Origin of the sequence: Crenobacter oryzisoli, assembly GCF_030385785.1 — a bacterium.
Lineage (GTDB): Bacteria > Pseudomonadota > Gammaproteobacteria > Burkholderiales > Chromobacteriaceae > Crenobacter_A > Crenobacter_A oryzisoli.
Genome location: NZ_JAUEDK010000030.1, coordinates 1 through 20,669 on the forward strand (window position 1 = coordinate 1; position 20,669 = coordinate 20,669).

The window sequence follows — 20,669 nt, forward strand, 5'->3', positions numbered from 1 at the left end:
GGGCGCATGAAGCCCTTACCCAAGCCAGTATGGCTTGGGTGTAAGTCTGTCGTCGGCACGAAGCCTCGCGATGGTAACGGCATCCCATGAATAGGTTCGAAACCTGCCCGTGCACCGAGGCGAAGCGCTGCAGCTGGCGCGCAGACTTGAAGCGGCGCATGACCTTCCCTCGCACTCGCGTGGGCTGATAGCGGTTCTCTGCCAGGTTACTCAGTCCCTTGTGCTGTCGGTGCTCCACCTTCAAGCCCAACTCGTCGTTGGCCGCCGCGTAACTGCGCAGCTTGTCGGTGACGATCACGCGCGGACGCCCATGGCGTTTGAGCAGCTTGCGCATCAGTCGTTTGGCCGCTGCCTTGTCACGCCGGCTCTGCACCAGCACATCGAGCGCGGCGCCGTGCCGATCCACCGCGCGCCACAGCCAGCGCTTCTTGTCGTTGATCGTTACCACGACTTCATCGAGGTGCCACTTGTCGTCCAGGCTCAGCGTCGTGTTGCGAATGCGTTTGGCAATCGCCAGGCCAAAGGTTACCGACCAGCGCCTCACGGTTTCATACGTCGCCTCGCTGCCGCGGGCGGGCCAGCATTTCCTCGACCATGCGCAGGCGCAGCGGAAAGCGGTAATACAGCCACACCGCGTAGCTGATCGCCTCCGCTGGAAAACGGTAGCCCTTGTATGAGATCGGGTTGGCGGTTTCAGGCCAGCAGCAACGGGAAGTTTTCTTCTTCATCTCTCCTCTTACGCCACCAACCCTGCTGCCAACGTGACAGTACCCTGGGTCAGAGGGGACATTCAATAATGTTGCATCAGGCTGGCTCTGGATGCTTTCACGTTCTTGCCGGGTAACAACGGTGCAGTAACGCCAAACTATCAACCCATGCAAAATCCACTAAAACCATGTCACAAATAATGCCATATGAGTAATAAGGTCCTGCGCCAGTAGTGAATTGCCTCTGCTTTACTAGGCATACATGGACGCCCCCGGCACACGCCGAAAACTAATGCTGAACCCTGTCTAGAAAGTCAAAGCAGATCAACAGCACACCGTATTGACTATTGAAGCGTACTAAAACGACCAAGCCACCAACTGGTTACGAGCCAGATCTGGCTTGAGCATGAGACCGAATAGTATCTGGTCAAAATTCGATACTGTCAGGTGATCATATTAAGGCGCTGTTTAACAATAGGAATGGCTATCTTTTTTTAACGTTATGTTAAAGGTTGATTAATAAAACCATCTAAGGTTACATGAGGTGCAAAATGCATTTCATAAAATTGACGTAGATCAAACCTTGCAATAACGCTGGCTATCTACTTAGATTCGTAGGGCAGACATTTGTTTGCTCATTTCTAGTGCATAAACACTCGTTACTATTAGAAATAATTATCAATATGGGAGCCTGCCCATGGCACTCGTGAACTGGTCTTTGTCGATTCAGGTGACTGGCGGGCCAACCGTATCGGTTACGACCAATCCAAACGAAGTACAAGCGACGGATCGTATCGAGGTGACAATCAAGGCCGGCGACAAGGACAAGATCGTCATGCTGCAGCCCGAGCCGGCCAGCGGTATTCATCTTTTACTGATTAAGTCCAGTTACTACGGTGCCGATCTGACCTTCAAGGTGAGCGATGGGCAAAAGGATGGGAATACCCAAGTCAAGCTGCTTGGTCCGCAGTTCTTTTCCGGTGGCGCGGTTGGCCTGTTCGATGTGAGCCCGAACCAGTTGAAAATCACCAATAACAGCGCCAAGGATAGCCTGATCGAAATTTTCATCGCTCGTGACGCGACCCCCTGATCGTCTTTGCAACGGGAGAATATTAGATGCCATCAGCATTGAGTTATCCTGGGGTCTATATCGAAGAAATATCGAGCGGTGTGCGCACCATCACTGGTGTGGCAACTTCCATCACCGCTTTCATTGGAGCGACGCTGCGTGGTCCCTTGGACACGCCGGTGCGCGTGCAGAGTTTTGCCGAGTTCGAACGCAACTTCGGCAGCCTTTGGCGCAACAGTCCGCTCTCGTATGCGGTTAACCAATTCTTTCAGAATGGGGGCTCCGACGCGCTGATCGTACGTGTGGCCAACGGTGGAAAACCAGCAACGGGGGCCGCCGACACATTGCAGCTGGTGGCCGCGTCACTCGGCGAATGGGGCGCGAAGCTCAGGGTGCGGGTGGATCTCAACACTCGGCCCGAGGTCCCGAAAGACTCAGAGCAACTCTTCAACCTGACGGTGCGTGATGCTGATACCGGAGCGGTCGAACGCTTTCTCAATGTATCGGTGTTGCCCGCACATCCCCGCTTTGTCGGCCAAGTGCTGGAGCAGGAGTCGAACCTCGTTCGCCTAGTTGCACCGGCACCCGCGGCGCGGCCCGCCGCCACATCCGATGCGACGAAAGATGACCCGCTAATCCCCGGTTTCTTTGCATTCAATTCCGACGGAGACAATGGCGCGACCATCACGGATGCGCAGGTGTCTGCCCCCGCCCTGACGTTGGCCAAGTCTGGTATCTGGGCGCTGGAAAAGGTCGATCTGTTCAATCTGTTGTGTATCCCGCCGTTCTCGTTCGATACGGACATCGGCGCCCAGACCCGTACTGCGGCAGCCGAGTATTGCGGTACCCGCCGCGCACTCTATATCGCTGACCCGCTGCTTGCTTGGAATGCGCCCTCAGATATCACTGACCAGAGTAAAGGTCCCGACGGCCTGTCGTGGGGGCTGGATCGCAACAAGAATGTGGCGCTCTATTTTCCGCGCCTGCGCTGCCCCGATCCATTGCAGGAGGGGCGCTTGGCCGAATTTGCGCCTTGCGGTGCGGTGGCCGGCCTCTATGCGCGCACCGACAGTCAGCGCGGTGTCTGGAAAGCGCCCGCCGGCATCGAGGCCACGCTCAGCGGTGTATCCGAATTGACGGTCAAGCTGACCGACGGCGAAAACGGTCAGCTCAACCCCCTGGGCGTGAACTGTCTGCGCGCTTTCTCGGTAATCGGTCGTGTCGTGTGGGGGGCGCGCACGCTACGCGGCGCGGATTCCCTGCAGGACGAATGGAAGTATGTGCCGGTCCGGCGGCTGGCCCTGTTCATTGAGGAAAGCCTGTTCCGCGGCACACAATGGGTGGTGTTCGAGCCCAACGACGAGCCGCTGTGGGCGCAAATCCGCCTCAACCTCGGTGCGTTCATGCAGAACTTGTTCCGCCAGGGAGCATTTCAGGGGAGGTCGCCACGCGAAGCCTATTTCGTGAAGTGCGACCGCGAGACCACGACGCAAAACGACATTAACCAGGGCATCGTCAATATTGTCGTCGGCTTCGCCCCACTCAAACCCGCCGAATTCGTGGTCATCAAGTTACAGCAGATGGCGGGACAAATCGAAGTTTAAGGAGCGTTCATCATGGCCATGTTCAGCGTCAATGCAACGCGTTTCGACCCATACAAGAATTTCAAGTTTCGAGTCAAATGGGATGGCCGCTACGTCGCTGGCATCAGCAAGGTGGGGGCGCTCAAGCGAACGACCGAACCGGTCGAGCATCGTGAAGGTGGCGATCCGTCCACTTCGCGCAAGTCACCTGGCCGTACCAAGTTCGAGGCCATCACGCTAGAGCGTGGAGTCACACACGACATCGAGTTCGAGCGCTGGGCCAACAAGGTATGGAACTACGGCGCCGGTCTCGGTGCGGAAGTTTCGCTGAAGGACTTTCGCAAGGACATCATCATCGAAATCTACAACGAGGCGGGGCAGCTTGTGTTGGCCTACAAGGTCTATCGGTGCTGGGTGTCCGAGTACCAAGCACTGCCCGACCTCGATGCCAATGCCAACGCAGTGGCCATTCAGCACATCAAGCTCGAAAACGAGGGCTGGGAGCGTGACTACGCTGTCACCGAACCCAGCGAACCGAGCTTTAATGAGCCGGCCTGAACTTCTCAGTCATTGCTAGAACTGCAATAAGGCTGACGTGTTGCTCAAGGAATAACCGGGGGCACCATGACACACTTGTCACGGCAACAATTGCTTGAGTTGTGGGAACGGGCTGCGAAGCGGCACCCCCTTGATCGCGCCTTGCTGTTGATGGCTGCCGCGCGGCCCGGTGAAACATTGCAACAACTGGCGGAACTGCCGATCGGCGCACGAGACCAAGCCTTGCTTGCTCTGCGTTGCGAGAACTTCGGTCCCGGCTTGCCGGCCTATGTCGATTGTCCGGCATGCTCGACCCGGCTGGAGTTCGCCTTGGACGGCGAGGCTTTGCGTTGTGAGCACACGCCCGCCTGCATCGAAGCGGATGGCATCCGGGTGCGTCCCCCTAACAGTCGGGATCTCGCGCTGGCCCTGAAGCAGCACGATCTAGAATCCGCCGTGCGTTGCCTCGCGCGACGCTGCGTGATGAGTGATCACGACCAGCCGGAACGAGACCTAACTCCAGAAGAGATTGGCCAGATGGAAGCAGTGCTGGCGGAAGCCGACAGTGCAGCCGACATCGTGCTGAATTTCTCCTGCGAGCAATGTGGCCATGAATGGCCGGGCGCGTTCGATATCGCCGGCTACCTATGGCAGGAAATCGATGCCCACGCGTGCCGACTGCTGAACGACATCCACCTACTGGCACGCGCTTACGGCTGGACCGAGCGCGATGTGCTTGCACTCAGCGACGAACGCCGGGCCGCCTACATTAATAGGGTGACGGCATGAACGGCTACTTCACGCGACTATTGACGCGAGCGCAGGCAAAAGGACCCGCTCCACGTCCTCAGGCGAGTCTGCCTTTCAACGCAGCGGCTTTCAGCGATTTGCCGCCTCCGAGGGATGAGGCTTTATTCAACGAAGCCGAAACGCCTCACCCAACAGTACCAACATTATCGGCACCACCGGAACCCCTGGCGCAAAGGCTGGCGCCAAGTGAGCACGATTCGGGGTCAAGGGTCGCGTCTGCTCACACGCCCACATCATCTCCGAAGCAAGAGCTTGCAACGGGTGAAGCCGATGATGAGCCATCCAACGGCCATCTCTCCCAATCCACGACCGTGCGGGAATGGCCGAGCCACACCCAAGAAGACTTCGCCCTCGAAGGTATCCGCTCCGAGCCGGTGGAACGGGCGCTTCCCGCTTCCATGGCCACTGCAAGCGATCCGCTCAGAGGGATCCAAGGGCACGCATTTGACGATGATTTTCGCTTGATGCACGACGCTGAGCCCACAGCGTCAGATCGGGCGTCGTTACGAACCCCTGTGGTATACGCCGATGGGGCGATGAGTCCCGCGGAGTCGGCCATCCGCAACGGCCCGCCGCAGTCGGCTCAGCAAGGCGATTCCATGCCGACCGAAGTCCACGTGACCATCGGCCGCATCGAGGTCAGCGCAGTGCCGGCAACCGCGCCAGAGAAGCGAGCACCGACGGAACGACGCCAACCGATGTCGCTGGACGAATACCTCGCACGTCGCCAGCGGGGTGGGCCATGAGTACCGCGCTCGCGATCGCAGGTGTGACCGCCGTTCTGCGTGACCTGCTCAACGATGGGATCATCAATCACAACGTCAGCGGCGTGGTGGGCAACACCGTGACCGTGAGCGCCCTGCCGCCCGATCGTGTGATTCCGACCAACGGCGTGGAAGGTACGCAAATCAATCTGTTCCTGCACCAGGTCACGCCCAATGCCGCCTGGCGCAACGAGGGTCTCCCCTCGCGCGACGCCTCGGGTGCGCAGCGGCTCTCCAACCCGCCGCTGGCACTCGATCTGCACTACCTCATCAGCGCCTACGGGGCCGAAGATCTGCACGCCGAAATCCTCCTCGGCTACGCCATGCAATTGCTGCACGAAACCCCCGTGCTTGCTCGAGATGCCATCCGCACCGCATTGTCGCCGTCCCCTGCAGTAGGCGCGACGCTGCCGCCGGCCCTGCGTGCGCTGGCCGATTGCGGGCTGGCTGACCAGTTCGAACAGATCCGCATCACGCCGGCGACGATGGGTTCCGAGGAGATGTCGCGGCTTTGGACGGCGCTGCAGACGCATTACCGACCGACCGCGGCCTACCAGGTGTCAGTCGTGCTCATCCAGTCGGTGCTCCCGACACGGATGGTGTTGCCGGTACTCTCGCGCGGCGCCGTCGACCCAGCGTCAGGACGTGAGCGTGGTGTGGTCGTTCAGCCGAACCTGCTGCCACCGTTCCCCATCATCCAGACCGTGTCCGCCTTGGGGGGGGAGCCGATGGCGCGGCTGGATGACGTTGTGTCGCTCAATGGTTTTCACCTCGATGGCAGCGCGCGGGAAGTGTTGCTGGAAAACGATCGCCTCGGCATCACACAGGTGTTGCCGGCTTCGAACAATAGCGCGGCGGGGCTGCTGCAATTCGCGGTGCCGATGGCGCGCTCGGCGGATTTCCCCGCCGGCTTGTATCGAGTTTCCGCGCGGTTAGTGCGGTCTGGTGAGGCGGACCCTAGGCAGACCAATAGGCTGGCGCTGGTGCTGGTACCGCAGATCACCGGACTACCCGTCGACGTGGCACGCGACGGCGCAGGGACCGCAAGGTTCACGCTCAAATTCACACCGCATCTACGCCCTGGGCAGACCGTTTCGCTCATTCTCGATCAGCGTGAAGTGATGCCGGAAACCTTCGTCGCGCCGACCAACTCGCTTGATTTTGTGGTTGCGGACGCGCCGGTGGGCAAACACTTGGCGCGTCTGCGTATCGATGGCCTCGACAGCCCCATCATCGACCGGTCGAAGTCGCCGCCCGTGTTCTACAACCAGCGCATCAACATCACATGAACGGCCCGCACCCCTCCCTCGCCTGGACCGATGCCAATCAGCAGCTGCTGGTGGCCGAGTTTGAACGGCTCAAACAGCGGCTTGGTACCGAGGGTGATGCACAGCCTTCCGAGTTTGCCCGGCTCAAACAACGATTCGGTTTAGTGGGCAATGCACTGCGCCCCGCATCGGCCCTGGAAACTGCCCGTGCAGCGATGCCGGCACCGGCTGCGATCGATCAGCTGTCGGATTGCTTCGGTCTCAGCGCCTTCGAGCGTGACGTGCTGCTGCTATGCGCAGGTGTGGAGATGGATGCGCAACTGGCCGCGCAATGTACGGTGGTCTCAGGCGACTTTCGCCGGCCGGGCCCGACCTTCGGGCTGGCGCTGGCCGCTCTGGACGAACCGCACTGGAGTGCGCTCGCCCCCGTCCGTCCGCTACGGCGCTGGCGCTTGGTGGAAGTCGAGCAGGTGGCGGGCGTGGCACAAGGCCGCCTGCGCATCGACGAGCGCATCCTGCATTACCTGGCCGGGGTGAATTATCTCGACGTCCGCTTGGGTAGCCTGCTGCGCCCGTTGACGCCGCCCACTGTGATGGCCGACGCGCATCGTGCCATCTGCGATGCCGTGCACAACGCGCTTGAAATGACGACCGGGAACGGGGTGCCAGCGGTATGGCTGACCGGCGACGATGCACTGGGGCAGAGCGATGTGGCCGCGGCGGTCGCAGCGGCACTGGGCCTGGAACTGCACGCCCTGCGCGCGGAGGACGTGCCGGCCGACCACGCAGAGCTGGAGGCGTTCGCTACGCTCTGGGAGCGCGAAGCCGTACTGCTCGGCGGTGCCCTGCTGGTGGGTGGCGGCGCCGATGTCTTGCCGCACGCGGCCTATCGTTTAGTCGACGCGTTACGCGGCCTGGTTTTCGTCAGCACGAGCCAGCCGCAACCGCTCGAGCGGCCCGCCCTGCGCTTCACCATCAATAAGCCCGACGCGGTCGAGCAGAAGCAGCTGTGGCAACAGGCGCTCGGCGATGGCGCCACTCGACTCAACAACGCCCTCGATGGTGTTGCCAGTCAGTTCAGACTCAGCGCCCGCACGATCCAGATGCAGGGGGCACAACTGGCGCCTACGCTGGCGGCCGACGACGACGCTGACACGGCGATTTGGGCAGCCTGCCGTACGATGGGCCATGCGAAGCTCGGCGAGTTGGCCCAGCACATCGAGGTGGCCGCCGGCTGGGATGACCTGATCCTGCCTGAGGCGCAAAAAGCCACGCTGCGGCAAATCGGCACCCAGGTGAAGAACCGCCTCACGGTGTACCTCGAATGGGGTTTCGCCGACCAGGGGACGCGCGGGCTCGGCATCAGCGCCTTGTTCGCCGGCGAGAGCGGCACCGGCAAGACCATGGCCGCCGAAGTGCTGGCCAATAAACTGCAACTCGATCTCTACCGTATCGATCTGTCGTCGGTGGTCAGCAAATACATCGGCGAAACGGAGAAGAACCTGCGCCGCGTGTTCGACGCCGCGGAAGAGGGCGGGGCGATCCTGCTGTTCGATGAGGCCGACGCGCTGTTCGGCAAGCGCAGCGAAGTCAAAGACAGCCACGACCGCTACGCCAATATCGAGGTCAGCTACCTGCTGCAGCGCATGGAAGCGTACCGCGGACTGGCCATCCTCACCTCCAACTTGAAAACGGCGCTGGATCCGGCGTTCCAGCGCCGCCTGCGTTTTGTCGTGCAGTTTCCGTTTCCCGACCAGACCCTGCGCGAAGCGATCTGGCGCAGGATCTTTCCCGCGCGCACGCCGCTGAATGGGCTCGATTACCAGAAACTGGCACGGCTTAGCGTGGCGGGCGGCAACATCCGCAGCATCGCGCTCAACGCGGCCTTCCTGGCGGCGGAGATGGGTGAGCCCGTTAGCATGGCCCATCTGCTGCAAGCGGCCCATCACGAAGCGGGCAAGCGCGATCGTCCGTTGTCCGACACGGAAACGCGGGGGTGGATATGAAGCGCGTCATCGTGCACATCGATAGCCTGGTGCTCAAGGGTTTTCACCATGAAGACCGGCATGCGATTGCAGAGGGCTTGCAGCGGGAGCTGGCCCAGCTTTTCGCCGACCCGCAGGCCACGCGACAATTGATGGCTGTGGGAAATAGGTCGCGGATGCGGGTGAGCAGTATTCAAATCGATCCGGGCTCGAGGCCACAGGGTGTCGGGACGGAAGTGGCACGCGGTATCGGCAAGGAGATCAAGCCATGAGCACCGCCGCACCGCTGCAGACTAAAGCCGCCAAGTCAGCGCCTTTGAGCAATTCGCCCGATGCTGGATGGCTGCTGCAACGCAAATGCGCCTGTGGTTCGCCGACATCGTCGCTGAGCGGCGAATGCGAGCAATGCAAGAGCAAGCAGCGCGTCCAGGCCAAACTGACCATAGGCGCGAGCAACGACCCGCTGGAGCAGGAAGCCGCCCGGATCGCCGACCAGGTATTGGCCGCGCCGGCCCATGCGGCCGTCAGCGGCGCAGCACCGCACATCCAGCGTTTTGCGGGACCAGCGAGCGGGCAGGCGGAGTTGGCGCCGCCCAGCGTAGACCGCGTTCTGGCTAGCCCCGGCAGGCCGCTCGAGACAGCGCTCCGACAAAACATGGAACAGCGCTTCGGCTACGACTTCAGCCACGTGCGAGTACACACAGATACACGGGCGGCGAAATCGGCGCAGGCGTTGAATGCATTGGCGTATACAGTGGGGCGGAATGTGGTGTTTGGAGCTGGACGGTTTTCACCAGACACCGAAGCCGGTGACGGGCTGCTGGCCCACGAGCTGACCCACGTCGTCCAGCAGCGACAAGGTCGCGCAACCGGCTTGCAGCGGCGCCCGCCATGGATCAACGACTCAGACCCGCTGGAGCGCGAGGCCGACGAAGCCGGTTTGCGACGTCGCGGTACCCTGTCCTACCGCGAGGCGATGGAGAGCATCATCCCGCCGCGTGAGCGGCCGCCGGCCGCCAACCTGCCCGACGCCCGGACCCGGGTTCTTGGGGCCGAGCAGGCCATGTTTGACGATCTGCGGACCTACATGACCGGCTTGCCTGCCCGGTTGCGGGCGCTGGTCGCTTCCGGTAGCGGGGGAGAGGCGTGGCTCGTCGCCGACAATGTTTACGTCCAGAGCGCTTTGAGAGTTCTCGATCAACTCGTCACCGACCTCGCAGCTCCCAACTTCGTCGTACGTTTCGACCAGCCCGTTACCGGCGTTGAGGCGGCTGCCTACGACTACGCCAACAACCAGATGCACCTGCGGCCCTTCGCGTCGCATGAGGAACGCACCGTGCTGGCCAGTGACCTGCTGCATGAATATGCACACCTCCTCCAGGACCGCGAGGCGGAACAGGTGTTCGCCCGCCAGAAAGCCCCACATGTGGCCACCCGAGAGGAAGACCTGAAAAGCGAGATTGAAGCGCGCCGCGAGCACGTGTATTTCAGCGAGATGCTGCGCGTGCTGGGCGAGCCCGTCCCCACCGGGGCGATCTTCGGCTCGCGCCTGTCCGACATGGTGTTCCGAAACAGATTCGAGGCCGAACGCACGGGCAAGACTAAGAAGGAACGCACCGCTGCGACCAAGGACATCCGCGCCACGATCGAAAAAGCTTACGCGACGCAGATTGCGGCCAACGCCTCCATCAAGACCTACACCATCGAGCTCGACAGTCGCAACCATGCTCTCTTGCACTGGGACATCGCCGGACAGCCGACACCGCGCGACCTGGGCGAGGTCCCGAAGGATCTCGCCAACCGAGAACAGCTGCAATCCCGACTCTCCACCATGGTCCGTGGACTGCCGGAGTTCAGCTCATTGTTCGCCGCGCCGGGCGGGAAGCGTTTCGCCACGCTGATGTTCGAGGTGCAGTACGACGGCGGGCCCATCACCGGCTTTGCCTTGGAACCGTGAGTGACGCCAGAAAATGAGACAAGGTCGTGAGGCTAGACCTCTCGGCGCACCGGACCGAGATGCCTCACGATATCTGGTCACTAAAGGGGATTTACCACGACCCAAAGTCGGCACGGGCCGTATGAATTCGCAGGTAAGGCCATTCCAAGGTGGGGCACAAGCCGCGCGTGGCATCGCCTAGGAGAGCAGATCATGAGTGTTGCCGCACCACTGCAGACCCAAGCCGCCAAGACGGCGTCATTGAGCAATTCGACCCGCGCGGGATGGCTGCTGCAACGCAAATGCGCTTGTGGTTCGCCGACATCGTCACTGAGCGGCGAATGCGAGCAATGCAAGAGCAAGCAGCGCGTGCAGGCCAAACTGACCATAGGAGCGAGCAATGACCCGCTGGAGCAGGAAGCCGACCGGGTCGCCGATCAGGTATTGGCCGCGCCGGCCCATGCCGCCGTCCGCGGCGCTGCACCGCGCATCCAGCGTTTTGCGGGACCAGCAAGCGGGCAGGCGGATACGACCCCCGCCAGCGTCGACCGCGTTCTGGCTAGCCCCGGCAGGCCACTTGAACCAGCGCTACGACAGGACATGGAACAGCGTTTCGGCCACGATTTCTCGCGAGTGCGGGTGCATTCCGGGCCGGCAGCCGAACAATCGGCAAGGGAAGCAAACGCGAATGCGTATACGGTAGGTCACAGCGTCGTGTTCGGTGCGGGTCGGTATTCACCGGGGACGTTTGAGGGAAGAAGGTTGATAGCCCACGAGTTGACGCATGTAGTGCAGCAGTCAGGCTCGGTTGGGCTTCGTGATGGTCAGGGCCGTGAAAAACTTAGTCTGTCGCCTGTTGTAGGAATTATGCAGCGTCAGGCACTGAGAGGCTCCGCGGGTGGGTGCGGTATATGTATGAACGAACGCGTGGCCGGAGCCATCGCCCATGCGGAAATCCAGGAAGCCATGGCGGCGAGTAACCCAAATATCGTTGGGGAGCACCAAATTCGAGTTGTGGAAGAGGAAAAGAGAGCACCTTTTATACCAGAAGTCGATCTCTCATATGAGACCGTTAAAAACAATTACAAAATTATGCACATCGGCGAAATAAAGCCAATGGACGACGCTGGCCTTCAAGTAGGGATAGCCAGGAAACAACTGCAGGATTATGCACGTGAATTTTTGGCCAACCCTGAACTTGAGTACGACGAAGTATTTCGGATGAGAGATGCCCCACCGGCAGCTCCGTTACCCTTCTTCAACCCTAACCGCCCACCGGGATGTCCGCCGCAGCTGATACATGTAAAGCTAACCGAGTCAGGGATATATCAATATTTTTGTGAACCTCCGTGGTCGACGCTCGTTAGAGATCCACAGTGTCGCTGTAGAAAAAAAGACGAACAAGAAAAGAAGAAGGATTTAGCGAAGCCGGTGGCTAAGCCAGAGCAGAACCAAGAAAACGAGAAAAAGACTACACCTCAACAGAAACCCGAGGCTCAGGGAGTCGAAAAAGATGATAGCAGTGTACTCCCTGAAGTAGCCATTGGAGTAAGTGGAGTCGCTACTGCTGCAGCTATCGCCTACCTTCGTCAACAAGCTATCAAAGAAGCCGAGCGTCGTGCCGCTCAACTCGCTTGGCGCAAAATGGTTGAGGCTGCGGCTGCACGTCGTGCCGCTCAAGCTGCAGGCAAAAGTGCTGCGGGCAAGATGTTAGGCAAGGCGGCAGTCTACGTTGAAGTTGCCGCTGCTGCTGCGGTAATCATTTTCTATTCCGACCGTGTTGAGGCCAAACCAGGTCATGGTAAATCGCCGATTGAGCTGCTCTACAAAGCCATGACCACTAACGGCACACCACCATCAGCCGAAATGAAGAAGTTGATCGAGAGCGATCCGCTACTCAAACAACTGGCCGAGGATGCCGCGGGCACTGGCGATGGGTCAAAACTCCAAGAGGAGATGACTCGGCGTACCTTGGAGCTGGTCCGCGATAATCCCGATGTTTTTACACCTGAAGATCTTGAGTTTTTGACGGAATACTCCAAGACAGCCAAGGCTACCGGCCAGCCATCCCAGACTGTCGACCAACTGCGCAAAGCGATAGATGCTGCCAAGTCCGGTAAGACTGGAGGCACTGGCACCAGCGATATGTCGTCAGGCGCTGGTCTCGATAAGGCCGCAGAAACAAAAGAGAACGATACGCTGAAGACAGAAGGTGCTACTGGCGGCAAACTAAAAGACACGGGCGCCATGGATGCGACCCCTCAGCTCAGCCAGCCGACGCGCGACAAACTGGCCAAAGCGCCAATGCCGGTGCGCGATCTATTCAACGGCCTGCTCGGCAGCGGGCCGAAGACTAAGAAGTTGACTGATGCCCAGGTCCAGCGCTTCCTCAGCATGATGCCGCCGGGCCTTACCGCCGATCAGGTCACGAAGCTGCTCGAAAAAAGGAAGGCAGTGGAGGACGAAACTGCGGACCAGATACTTGATTCGCTGCAAGCAGTTCTGGCGGAACTAAGTAAGCCTGCAGCGCCGAAGCCCGATGCCGGCGTGACTGCAACGCCCGCCGACAAGCCAGGCCCTAGCGTTACGCCCGCTCCGACACCGGTCCCACCGCCCAATGTGACAATTACCACAGGACCCACCGTCAGCGGCAGCAAGAAGACGGCTCCCGAAGACCTGATCAAGGAGCTGGCGGCTAAGGTTAAAAAGTCCTCTTTCACCGACCTCCCCCCTGCGACGTATCGGGTAACGTGGAAACCTGAAAAGAAGGGCAAACCAACGGTTGGTTCCTTTATCAGCGGCGAGCTTCGCGGCAAGTTCAAGGATGGCTCTACGTATATGGGGCGTGTCGAGGCCGAAGTGACGGTGGTCAATGGCAGCAATCTTAAGATCAAATTTGTTACCGCGACGCCAATGGTGAGTGCTGATGGGAAAGTGGTGCTGCAGCCTGACCACTACGTAGGTCGTGAAGACAGCGTTGTATTGGACGCACCTAAATAAGGCACAACCCAAGCGACATGTTCTGCGTAAATAGGGGACGGACCGGAACGGACCACCGTTTTACATTGGTAGAAGGGATGTTTAACGAATAGCGTTGGCGCAATCACTGCCTTTGACCGGAATGGAGCTGTCTCGAACTGCGTAAGGACATGTTCAATTTTTTACCGAACACTATCTGAAATAGCAGTGGAATCAGGGAGAACTTGTGATGACAGTGCTTAAGAAGGGCGATCAAGGAAAACAGATCACTGACTTACAGAAGTTGCTCGTCCAAAGCGGCTGTCCCACCGACATCAACGGTGTATTCGACACGCGCACATACCAGGCGGTGCGCGCCTTCCAAGCGCAGAACCTGGATCAGCATGGCCAGCCGCTGGTGGTCGACGGCAAGGTTGGCCCGCTCACCTGGTGGAGCCTGAATCATCCGAAGCCGGACATCGCGACACTGAACGCTATCGATTTTCTACAACTGCCCTCGGCGGACAAAGGGGGCAGTGCTGTCGGGCGTGCCGCGCTGGCAGCGGCCATCGGCGAACTCAAGGCGGGGGCGGGCGAAGTGGGCGGCAATAACTGCGGGCCCTGGGTAAAAAAGTATCTCGCGCCGGCCGGGCTCAATGAGGGAAATTCGTGGTGTGCCTCTTTCGTCAGTTGGTGCTTTCTGCAGGCCAGCGGCGGCAATAAGACGGCGATGCCGTTTCCCTACGACCCGGGCGCAAGAGATTTGCTGCAGGAATTCAAGGATCGCAACTGGGCGCAGGCGCCGCAGAGTGGCTACCAACCGCAACCGGGCGACATCGTCGTGTGGTGGCGCGTGCAGCTGACCGGCTGGCTGGGCCATGTCGGCCTGGTTCATCAGCTGCAGGACGGCATGCTCTATACCATCGAAGGGAACCGTAGCCCGAAGGTGCAGGGTTTTTCCTACGTGCTGAGCCGCATGGACAAGCTGCTGGGCTTTGGTCATGTGCCGGATTGAATGACGGGAGCCTGCAACGATGAGCGGTTATTCGAACTCCCCCAAAGTCCTCAAAGGCGGTCTCGTGCTGATCGACCCGACGTCGGCCCAGGTGCAGCGCATCATTGCGCTGCAGTACAACCCGGATTCGCTGACGCGCAGCTTCCAGGTGCAGAGCGTGGGCGGCGAGGGGAGCAATCGCTCCGACGTGATGCGCCTGAAAGGGCCGGCGGTCGAATCATACAAGCTCGACGCGGAGATCGATGCGGCCGATCAGCTCGAATTTCCGGACCAGAACCGTGCCACCGTCGAGCATGGCATCCAGCCGCAACTGGCGGCGCTGGAATTGCTGCTGTACCCGACCAGCAGTCAGCTCAATACGAACAACAATCTGGCCAACGCCGGCACGCTCGAGATCGTGCCGATGGAGACGCCGCTGGCGCTCTTCGTCTGGAGCAAGACCCGCATCGTGCCGGTGCGCGTGACGGATTTCAGCATCACCGAAGAGGCGTTCGATCCCGCACTGAACCCGCTGCGCGCCAAGGTGAGCCTCGGTCTGCGCGTGCTGAGCGTCGATGACCTCGGCTTCGCCCACAAGGGCGGCAGCCTGTTCATGAACTATCTGCAGACCAAGGAACAGCTGGCCGGCATGGCGGCCGCCGGCCAGTTCTCCATGCTCGGCATCGGGGGTATTCCATGATCGATCCCGTACAGGCATTCCTCGAAGCGAACTCGCTGCAGACGCCGGTCTTTCCAGCGTCAAGCCGTTATCACGGGCTCGGTACATCGGTACTGACGACACCGGATGGCTGCAACGTCGCGTATCTCAAGCGCCGTTTCGTGCCGCCGCCGGAGCGCTTCGCGCTGTTGCAGGAACATGCGGTGGTGGAAGGCGACCGGCTCGACAACCTCGCGCAGCGCTATCTCGGCGACCCCGAGCAGTACTGGCGGCTGTGCGACGCCAACGGCGCGCTGCGCCCCGATGAACTCGTCGAGACTATCGGGCGGCGGTTGCGCATCACGCTGCCCGAGGGGATTCCGGGTGTGAGCAATGATTAGCGGCATCCAGCTCACCTTGCTGATGGGGCCAGTGGTGCCGCTGCCGGCACCACGCATCGTGATCGATGCGTTGGAGAGCGTGGAGGTTACCACCTCAGCAGGTTCGGCCAGCGGGTTCCAGCTGAAGCTGCAGATCGACAGCCGCTCGCAGCTGAACACTATTTTTCTCGTCGCGGCAGGGGGCAATATCAGCCCCACTACGCCGGCGCTGCGCGTGATGCTGGTGGTGACGATGAACGGCACGCCGGGCGTGCTGTTCGACGGCGTGATGACCAATGTGGAGGTGCAGACCGGACAGAACGGCGCCCCGGGCAGCATCACCGTCACCGGGGAGGACCTGACCAAGGTGATGGACATGTCCGACTTCAGCGGGCTGCCCTATCCGGCCATGCCGGTGCCGGCACGCGTGGCGCTGATCTGCGCCAAGTACGCCGCCTTCGGCATTATCCCCCTGCCGATTCCGCCGATCTTCCTGGATGTGCCGGTTCCGATCGAGCGCATCCCGAGTCACCAGGGTACCGATCTGCACTATCTGCAGCAGTTGGCGCAGGAGGCCGGCTATGTGTTTTACATCGAACCCGGTCCGGCACCCGGCACCAACATTGCCTATTTCGGACCGGAAATCAAGGCGGGCGTGCCGCAGCCGGCACTCAACATCGACATGGATGCGCATACCAATGTGGAGTCGCTGAACTTCAGTTTCGACCCCACCAAGGGGGTGTTGCCCGTCGTGTATATCCAGAACCCGGCGACGCGGGTGCCAATCCCGATCCCGATTCCGAATCTCAACCCGTTGCAGCCGCCGCTGGGCGTGCTGTCGACCCCGCTGGCCAATGTCAAGCTGATGAAGGACACGGCCAAGCTCAACCCGGTCCAGGCCATCGGCCAAGGGGTCGCGGAGGCGGCACGCTCGCAGGACTCGGTCAGCGCCAGCGGCAGCCTCGACGTGCTGCGCTATGGCCGGCTGCTCAAGGCGCGCCAGCTAGTCGGGGTGCGTGGCGCGGGCCAGGCCTATGACGGCTTGTACTACGTGAAGAGCGTGACCAGTACGCTCAAGCGCGGCGAATTCAAACAGCGCTTCAACCTTACCCGCAACGGCCTGATCTCTATTGTTCCGAGGGTGGTGCCATGAACGAGTCAGGAAAATTCTTCGGCAAGTACCGCGGCTCGGTGCTCAACAACCTCGACCCGATGCAGATGGGGCGCTTGCAGGTGCAGGTGCCGGACGTGAGTTCGCTTGCGCCCGGTTCCTGGGCGATGCCCTGCGTGCCGATCGCCGGGATACAGAACGGCATGGTGGCGCTGCCCCTCATCGGCTCCGGCGTGTGGGTGGAGTTCGAGCAAGGCGACCCCGATTATCCGATCTGGGTCGGCTGCTTCTGGGGCACGGCGGCAGAGCTACCCGCTCTGTCGCAACAGACGCCGCCGCCGCTGTCGGCCATCACCTTCCAGACGCCGTTGCAGAACGGCCTGACGGTTTCCGATCTGGCCGGGCCGACCGGCGGGATCATGCTGAAAAGCACCACCGGTGCCTCGATCATCGTCAATGACACCGGCATTTACATCCAGAACGGCAAGGGCGCCAGCATCGTGATGGTCGGGCCGAATGTCACGGTGAACGACGGCGCCCTGGTTGTCGTGTAGAGGAGGGACAGAGCATGCCAGGGCCTCTGTTGCATGTCGGCGCCACCGTCCTGTGCGCGCATGGTGGTAGCGCGATGCCGACTGCGCCCAATCCGCGGGTGATGGTGAGCGGGCAGCCCACCGTCACGATGGCCGCGCCTTACACGGTGGCGGGCTGCGCCTTCAACGTCAGCGGCGCACCGTCGCCCTGCGTCACCGGGCAATGGATCGTGGCGGCGAGCCGGGTCACCTCCAACGGCCAGCCCTTGGTGCTGATGGACAGCCAGGCCATCTGCGCGCCGAACGGCACGCCGTTGTTGCCGGTGGCAGCGCAGACACGGGTTATCGCCAGCTGAGGACATCATGAACCTAAGCTACCCCTACAGCATCGACGGACGCGGACGCACCGCAGAGTGTTCAGAGGAAGTCTGGGTGCGCGGCCTGATCGAACAGGTGCTTTTCACCTCGCCGGGTGAGCGGGTAATGCGGCCGGATTTCGGCAGCGGCGTGATGCAGCTCGTGTTCGCTCCCAACAGTCCCGAGCTGGCCGCCGCCACCCAGATGCTGGTGCAGGGGGCGCTGCAGCAATGGCTGGGCGACATCGTCGTCGTCGAAGATGTGGCTGTGGAAGCCGTGGATTCCACGCTGCGCGTGACCGTGCAATACCTCATCCGCCGCAGCCAGGTGAGGCAGCAGCAGACCTTCGAGCGAGGAGGAATCGGCTCATGACGCGCTATACCTGCTGCGACGAACTGCGGCGCAATGCGGTCGATGAACACCCGACGCTCAACGGCATCGATTACCTCGAAGTACTCGACGGCGATGCGCCGGCTGGCAGCCCTCGCCAGCGCACCTTGCTATTGCGCTGTCTGAAGCCGGCGCCTGCCCTGACCTTGGACAATGTCCGGTTGACCGGTGGCGAGCGGGTACGCGACGTGCACATCGAATGGATCGCCGTTGCCGCCAGCCCGCCGGTGGCCCCTTTCACCACGGCCGCCGAGCAGACCTTCTTCAAGGGTTTGCCCTCGGCGGATCACGTGCTGTTGGTGCGTACCGATTCGAATGGCGACTACTCGCCGTATCAATTGGGTCTGCAACGTTCGAAGACCGATACCCGAGCCCCGTCCGGATTCGATCCGCGGCTGGCGGGGGTAACGTTTTCGTTCAAGGTCGAATGTCCGAGCGACTTCGATTGCCGGCCCTGCCATACCTGCATGGAATCTGCCATCCCGGTGCCGGATATCAACTATCTGGCCAAGGACTACGCCAGTTTTCGTCGCCTGATGTTGGACCGCATGACCCAGCTGCTGCCGGCTTGGCGGGCTGGTACGCCGGCCGATCTCGGTGTCACGCTGGTGGAATTGCTGGCCTACGCTGGCGATCAGCTTAGCTATTGGCAGGACGCCGTCGCCACCGAGGCCTATTTGGAGACGGCGCGGCGGCGCACCTCCTTGCGCCGTCATGCCTTGCTGGTCGACTACGCACTGCATGAAGGCAGCAACGCCCGAACCTGGGTGCAGCTGGTGCTGGAGGAAGGTGTTCCGAATGCCACCGTCCAGCTTACTGGACTGAGCTTCCTGTCGCGCGTGCCACGGCTGCCCGCGCGCATCGCTGCCGACCCGCTCTCGCGCGATAATCGTGACGCTTTCGCCGCCCAGCCGACGGTGTTCGAGCCGCTGCATCCGCAGGGCGAGTTGCAACTCGATGCCTCGACCACGGTGACGCTCTATGCCACTCACCACGAGATGCATTTCTACACCTGGGGCGACCGTCGCTGCTGCCTGCCCAAGGGCGCGATGTCGGCCACATTGAGAGGGCACCTCGATACGCTGCAGGTGGGGGATGTGCTGATCTTCGAAGAAGTGAAGGGGCCGTTTACCGGCGTGGCCAGCGATGCCGACCCCGCGCATCGTCATGCGGTGCGGCTGACGGCCATTCGTCTTATGGATGACGCCAATCCACTGGTCGACCCCCTCAATGACGCGCCGATCACCGAGATCGAGTGGGCCAGCGCCGACGCGCTGCCCTTCGCGTTGTGCATCTCCGCACGAACCGATGACGAACATGGCGCGCGCTTCATCGACGACGTCAGCGTGGTGCGCGGCAACATCATACTGGCCGACCACGGCCTGACCGTACTCGGTGAGTCGCTCGGCGCTGTGCCCGGCGCACGCCTGCGGTTCCCGGTCGTGCAAAGCGCCGATCACTGCCTGCCGCCCACGGCCGAGCCCCTGCCGGTGCGTTACCGCCCGGGGCTGGCAAAGTATCCGTTGACCCATGCCGCGACCATTCAAAAGTTCCTCGTCGTCCCCGGCCGCAGGATGCGCATACGTCAGGTCTTTGACCCCAACGCGCCGGCGACGCAGGCCTTCAAATGGGATAACGCCGACGTGCTACCGGTCGTTCGGCTCACCAGTACCAGCGAGTTCGGCGGCAAACCTGTACAGGAATCGTGGGGGGCGCAGCGAGATCTTCTCAATAGCACGGAGGAGGACCTCCACTTCGTGGTGGAAAGCGAGCACGACGGCTCTGCCTCTCTGCGCTTCGGTGATGGCCAACACGGCCGCCGGCCCGAAAGCGGTATGAGTTTCGTTGTCGACTACCGGATCGGGCAGGGGGTGGCCGGCAATATCGGCGCCGACGCGCTCGCGCATGTGGTGACCGATGACGTACGGCTTGCCGCAGTGCGCAACCCCCTTCCCGCGCGCGGTGGCAGCGAGGCGGAGGGCGCGGAGCGGATTCGTCGCCGGGCGCCGCAGGCTTTCCGCATCCAGGAACGCGCCGTGACGCCAGACGACTACGCTGCCGTCACCGAACGCTTCGACGATGTGCAGCGTGCAGCCGCCACCCAGCGCTGGACCGGCAGTTGGCACACCCTATTCATCACGATCGACCGCGAAGGCGGCGAAGCGATGGACGATCACTACCGCGCAGAGCTCGATGACTTCGTCGAGCCCTATCGCATGGCCGGCCACGACGTCGCCTTCAACGACCCGATCTATGTGCCGCTGGAGCTAGAAATGACGGTATGCGTGACATCGGATCATTTCCGTAGCGACGTCCAAGAGGCATTGCTGCAGGTATTGGGCAAACGGGATTTGCCTGACGGCCGGCGCGGCTTGTTCCATCCGGATGAGCTCACCTTCGGCCAAGCGGTGTACCTGAGCACGATCTATGCCGCTGCGCGTAGCGTGCCGGGGGTGGAGACGGTCGAGATCACCCGTTTTGGGCGGCAGGGTCAAACCGACGACCTGCGCGCGCTGCACGAGGGCGTGATGAGGTTGGGGCGACTGGAAATAGCCCGGCTCGACAATGACGTCAATTTCCCGGAGCGGGGCGTGTTGCGGCTCCATCTCCACGGCGGCAAGTAATCCAC

General features: G+C 61.3%; 18 protein-coding genes and 1 pseudogene. 18 read left to right on the forward strand and 1 reads right to left on the reverse strand.

Features of this window, described 5'->3' with window-relative positions; genetic code table 11:
* Positions 1-728 (reverse strand): annotated as a pseudogene (locus QU481_RS15495) (IS6 family transposase); the annotation flags it as partial.
* Positions 729-1,404: 676 nt separating this feature from the next.
* Here QU481_RS15495 and QU481_RS15500 point away from each other — a divergent pair.
* From QU481_RS15500 to QU481_RS15585, 18 genes are all read left to right on the forward strand, one after another.
* Entirely contained in the window at positions 1,405-1,797 is a 393-nt protein-coding gene (locus QU481_RS15500) for a hypothetical protein (RefSeq protein WP_289829695.1), read from the forward strand.
* Between the two features lie 26 nt (positions 1,798-1,823).
* Positions 1,824-3,380, forward strand: coding sequence for a phage tail sheath family protein (locus QU481_RS15505; protein ID WP_289829694.1), 1,557 nt, complete (start codon positions 1,824-1,826; stop codon positions 3,378-3,380).
* Between the two features lie 12 nt (positions 3,381-3,392).
* Positions 3,393-3,917: a phage tail protein gene (locus QU481_RS15510; RefSeq protein WP_289829693.1), complete on the forward strand. Its 525-nt coding sequence runs from the start codon at positions 3,393-3,395 to the stop codon at positions 3,915-3,917.
* Positions 3,918-4,058: 141 nt separating this feature from the next.
* Positions 4,059-4,685, forward strand: coding sequence for a hypothetical protein (locus QU481_RS15515; RefSeq protein WP_289829692.1), 627 nt, complete (start codon positions 4,059-4,061; stop codon positions 4,683-4,685).
* A 620-nt stretch (positions 4,686-5,305) separates the two neighbouring features.
* Complete coding sequence (locus QU481_RS15520; RefSeq protein WP_289829691.1) at positions 5,306-5,452, forward strand: hypothetical protein; 147 nt, start codon at positions 5,306-5,308, stop codon at positions 5,450-5,452.
* A complete protein-coding gene (locus tag QU481_RS15525; RefSeq protein WP_289829690.1) occupies positions 5,449-6,759 on the forward strand; it encodes a Pvc16 family protein in 1,311 nt (436 codons plus the stop codon). The genes QU481_RS15520 and QU481_RS15525 overlap by 4 nt, the downstream gene beginning before the upstream one ends.
* Complete coding sequence (locus tag QU481_RS15530) at positions 6,756-8,744, forward strand: ATP-binding protein (protein ID WP_289829689.1); 1,989 nt, start codon at positions 6,756-6,758, stop codon at positions 8,742-8,744. The genes QU481_RS15525 and QU481_RS15530 overlap by 4 nt, the downstream gene beginning before the upstream one ends.
* Positions 8,741-8,995, forward strand: coding sequence for a hypothetical protein (locus tag QU481_RS15535; protein ID WP_289829688.1), 255 nt, complete (start codon positions 8,741-8,743; stop codon positions 8,993-8,995). Before QU481_RS15530 ends, QU481_RS15535 begins: the two co-directional genes overlap by 4 nt.
* Complete coding sequence (locus QU481_RS15540) at positions 8,992-10,680, forward strand: eCIS core domain-containing protein (RefSeq protein ID WP_289829687.1); 1,689 nt, start codon at positions 8,992-8,994, stop codon at positions 10,678-10,680. The genes QU481_RS15535 and QU481_RS15540 overlap by 4 nt, the downstream gene beginning before the upstream one ends.
* Before the next feature lie 192 nt (positions 10,681-10,872).
* Positions 10,873-13,659: an eCIS core domain-containing protein gene (locus QU481_RS15545; RefSeq protein ID WP_289829686.1), complete on the forward strand. Its 2,787-nt coding sequence runs from the start codon at positions 10,873-10,875 to the stop codon at positions 13,657-13,659.
* 214 nt (positions 13,660-13,873) lie between these two features.
* Entirely contained in the window at positions 13,874-14,632 is a 759-nt protein-coding gene (locus QU481_RS15550) for a CHAP domain-containing protein (RefSeq protein WP_289829685.1), read from the forward strand.
* A gap of 19 nt (positions 14,633-14,651) precedes the next feature.
* Positions 14,652-15,311 carry a hypothetical protein gene (locus tag QU481_RS15555; protein WP_289829684.1) on the forward strand — a complete coding sequence of 220 codons (660 nt, stop codon included), beginning with the start codon at positions 14,652-14,654 and terminating at the stop codon, positions 15,309-15,311.
* Positions 15,308-15,670 carry a LysM peptidoglycan-binding domain-containing protein gene (locus QU481_RS15560; protein ID WP_289829683.1) on the forward strand — a complete coding sequence of 121 codons (363 nt, stop codon included), beginning with the start codon at positions 15,308-15,310 and terminating at the stop codon, positions 15,668-15,670. The genes QU481_RS15555 and QU481_RS15560 overlap by 4 nt, the downstream gene beginning before the upstream one ends.
* Positions 15,663-16,802 carry a hypothetical protein gene (locus QU481_RS15565; RefSeq protein WP_289829682.1) on the forward strand — a complete coding sequence of 380 codons (1,140 nt, stop codon included), beginning with the start codon at positions 15,663-15,665 and terminating at the stop codon, positions 16,800-16,802. The genes QU481_RS15560 and QU481_RS15565 overlap by 8 nt, the downstream gene beginning before the upstream one ends.
* Positions 16,799-17,314 carry a phage baseplate assembly protein V gene (locus QU481_RS15570; RefSeq protein ID WP_289829681.1) on the forward strand — a complete coding sequence of 172 codons (516 nt, stop codon included), beginning with the start codon at positions 16,799-16,801 and terminating at the stop codon, positions 17,312-17,314. The genes QU481_RS15565 and QU481_RS15570 overlap by 4 nt, the downstream gene beginning before the upstream one ends.
* 14 nt (positions 17,315-17,328) lie before the next feature.
* Entirely contained in the window at positions 17,329-17,649 is a 321-nt protein-coding gene (locus QU481_RS15575; RefSeq protein ID WP_289829680.1) for a hypothetical protein, read from the forward strand.
* A gap of 7 nt (positions 17,650-17,656) precedes the next feature.
* Positions 17,657-18,022 (forward strand): GPW/gp25 family protein, encoded by a 366-nt coding sequence (locus tag QU481_RS15580; protein WP_289829679.1) that lies wholly within the window; start codon positions 17,657-17,659, stop codon positions 18,020-18,022.
* The gene (locus QU481_RS15585) at positions 18,019-20,664 is read left to right on the forward strand and encodes a putative baseplate assembly protein (RefSeq protein WP_289829678.1); all 2,646 of its coding nucleotides are present in this window, start codon (positions 18,019-18,021) and stop codon (positions 20,662-20,664) included. Before QU481_RS15580 ends, QU481_RS15585 begins: the two co-directional genes overlap by 4 nt.
* Positions 20,665-20,669 lie beyond the last annotated feature (5 nt).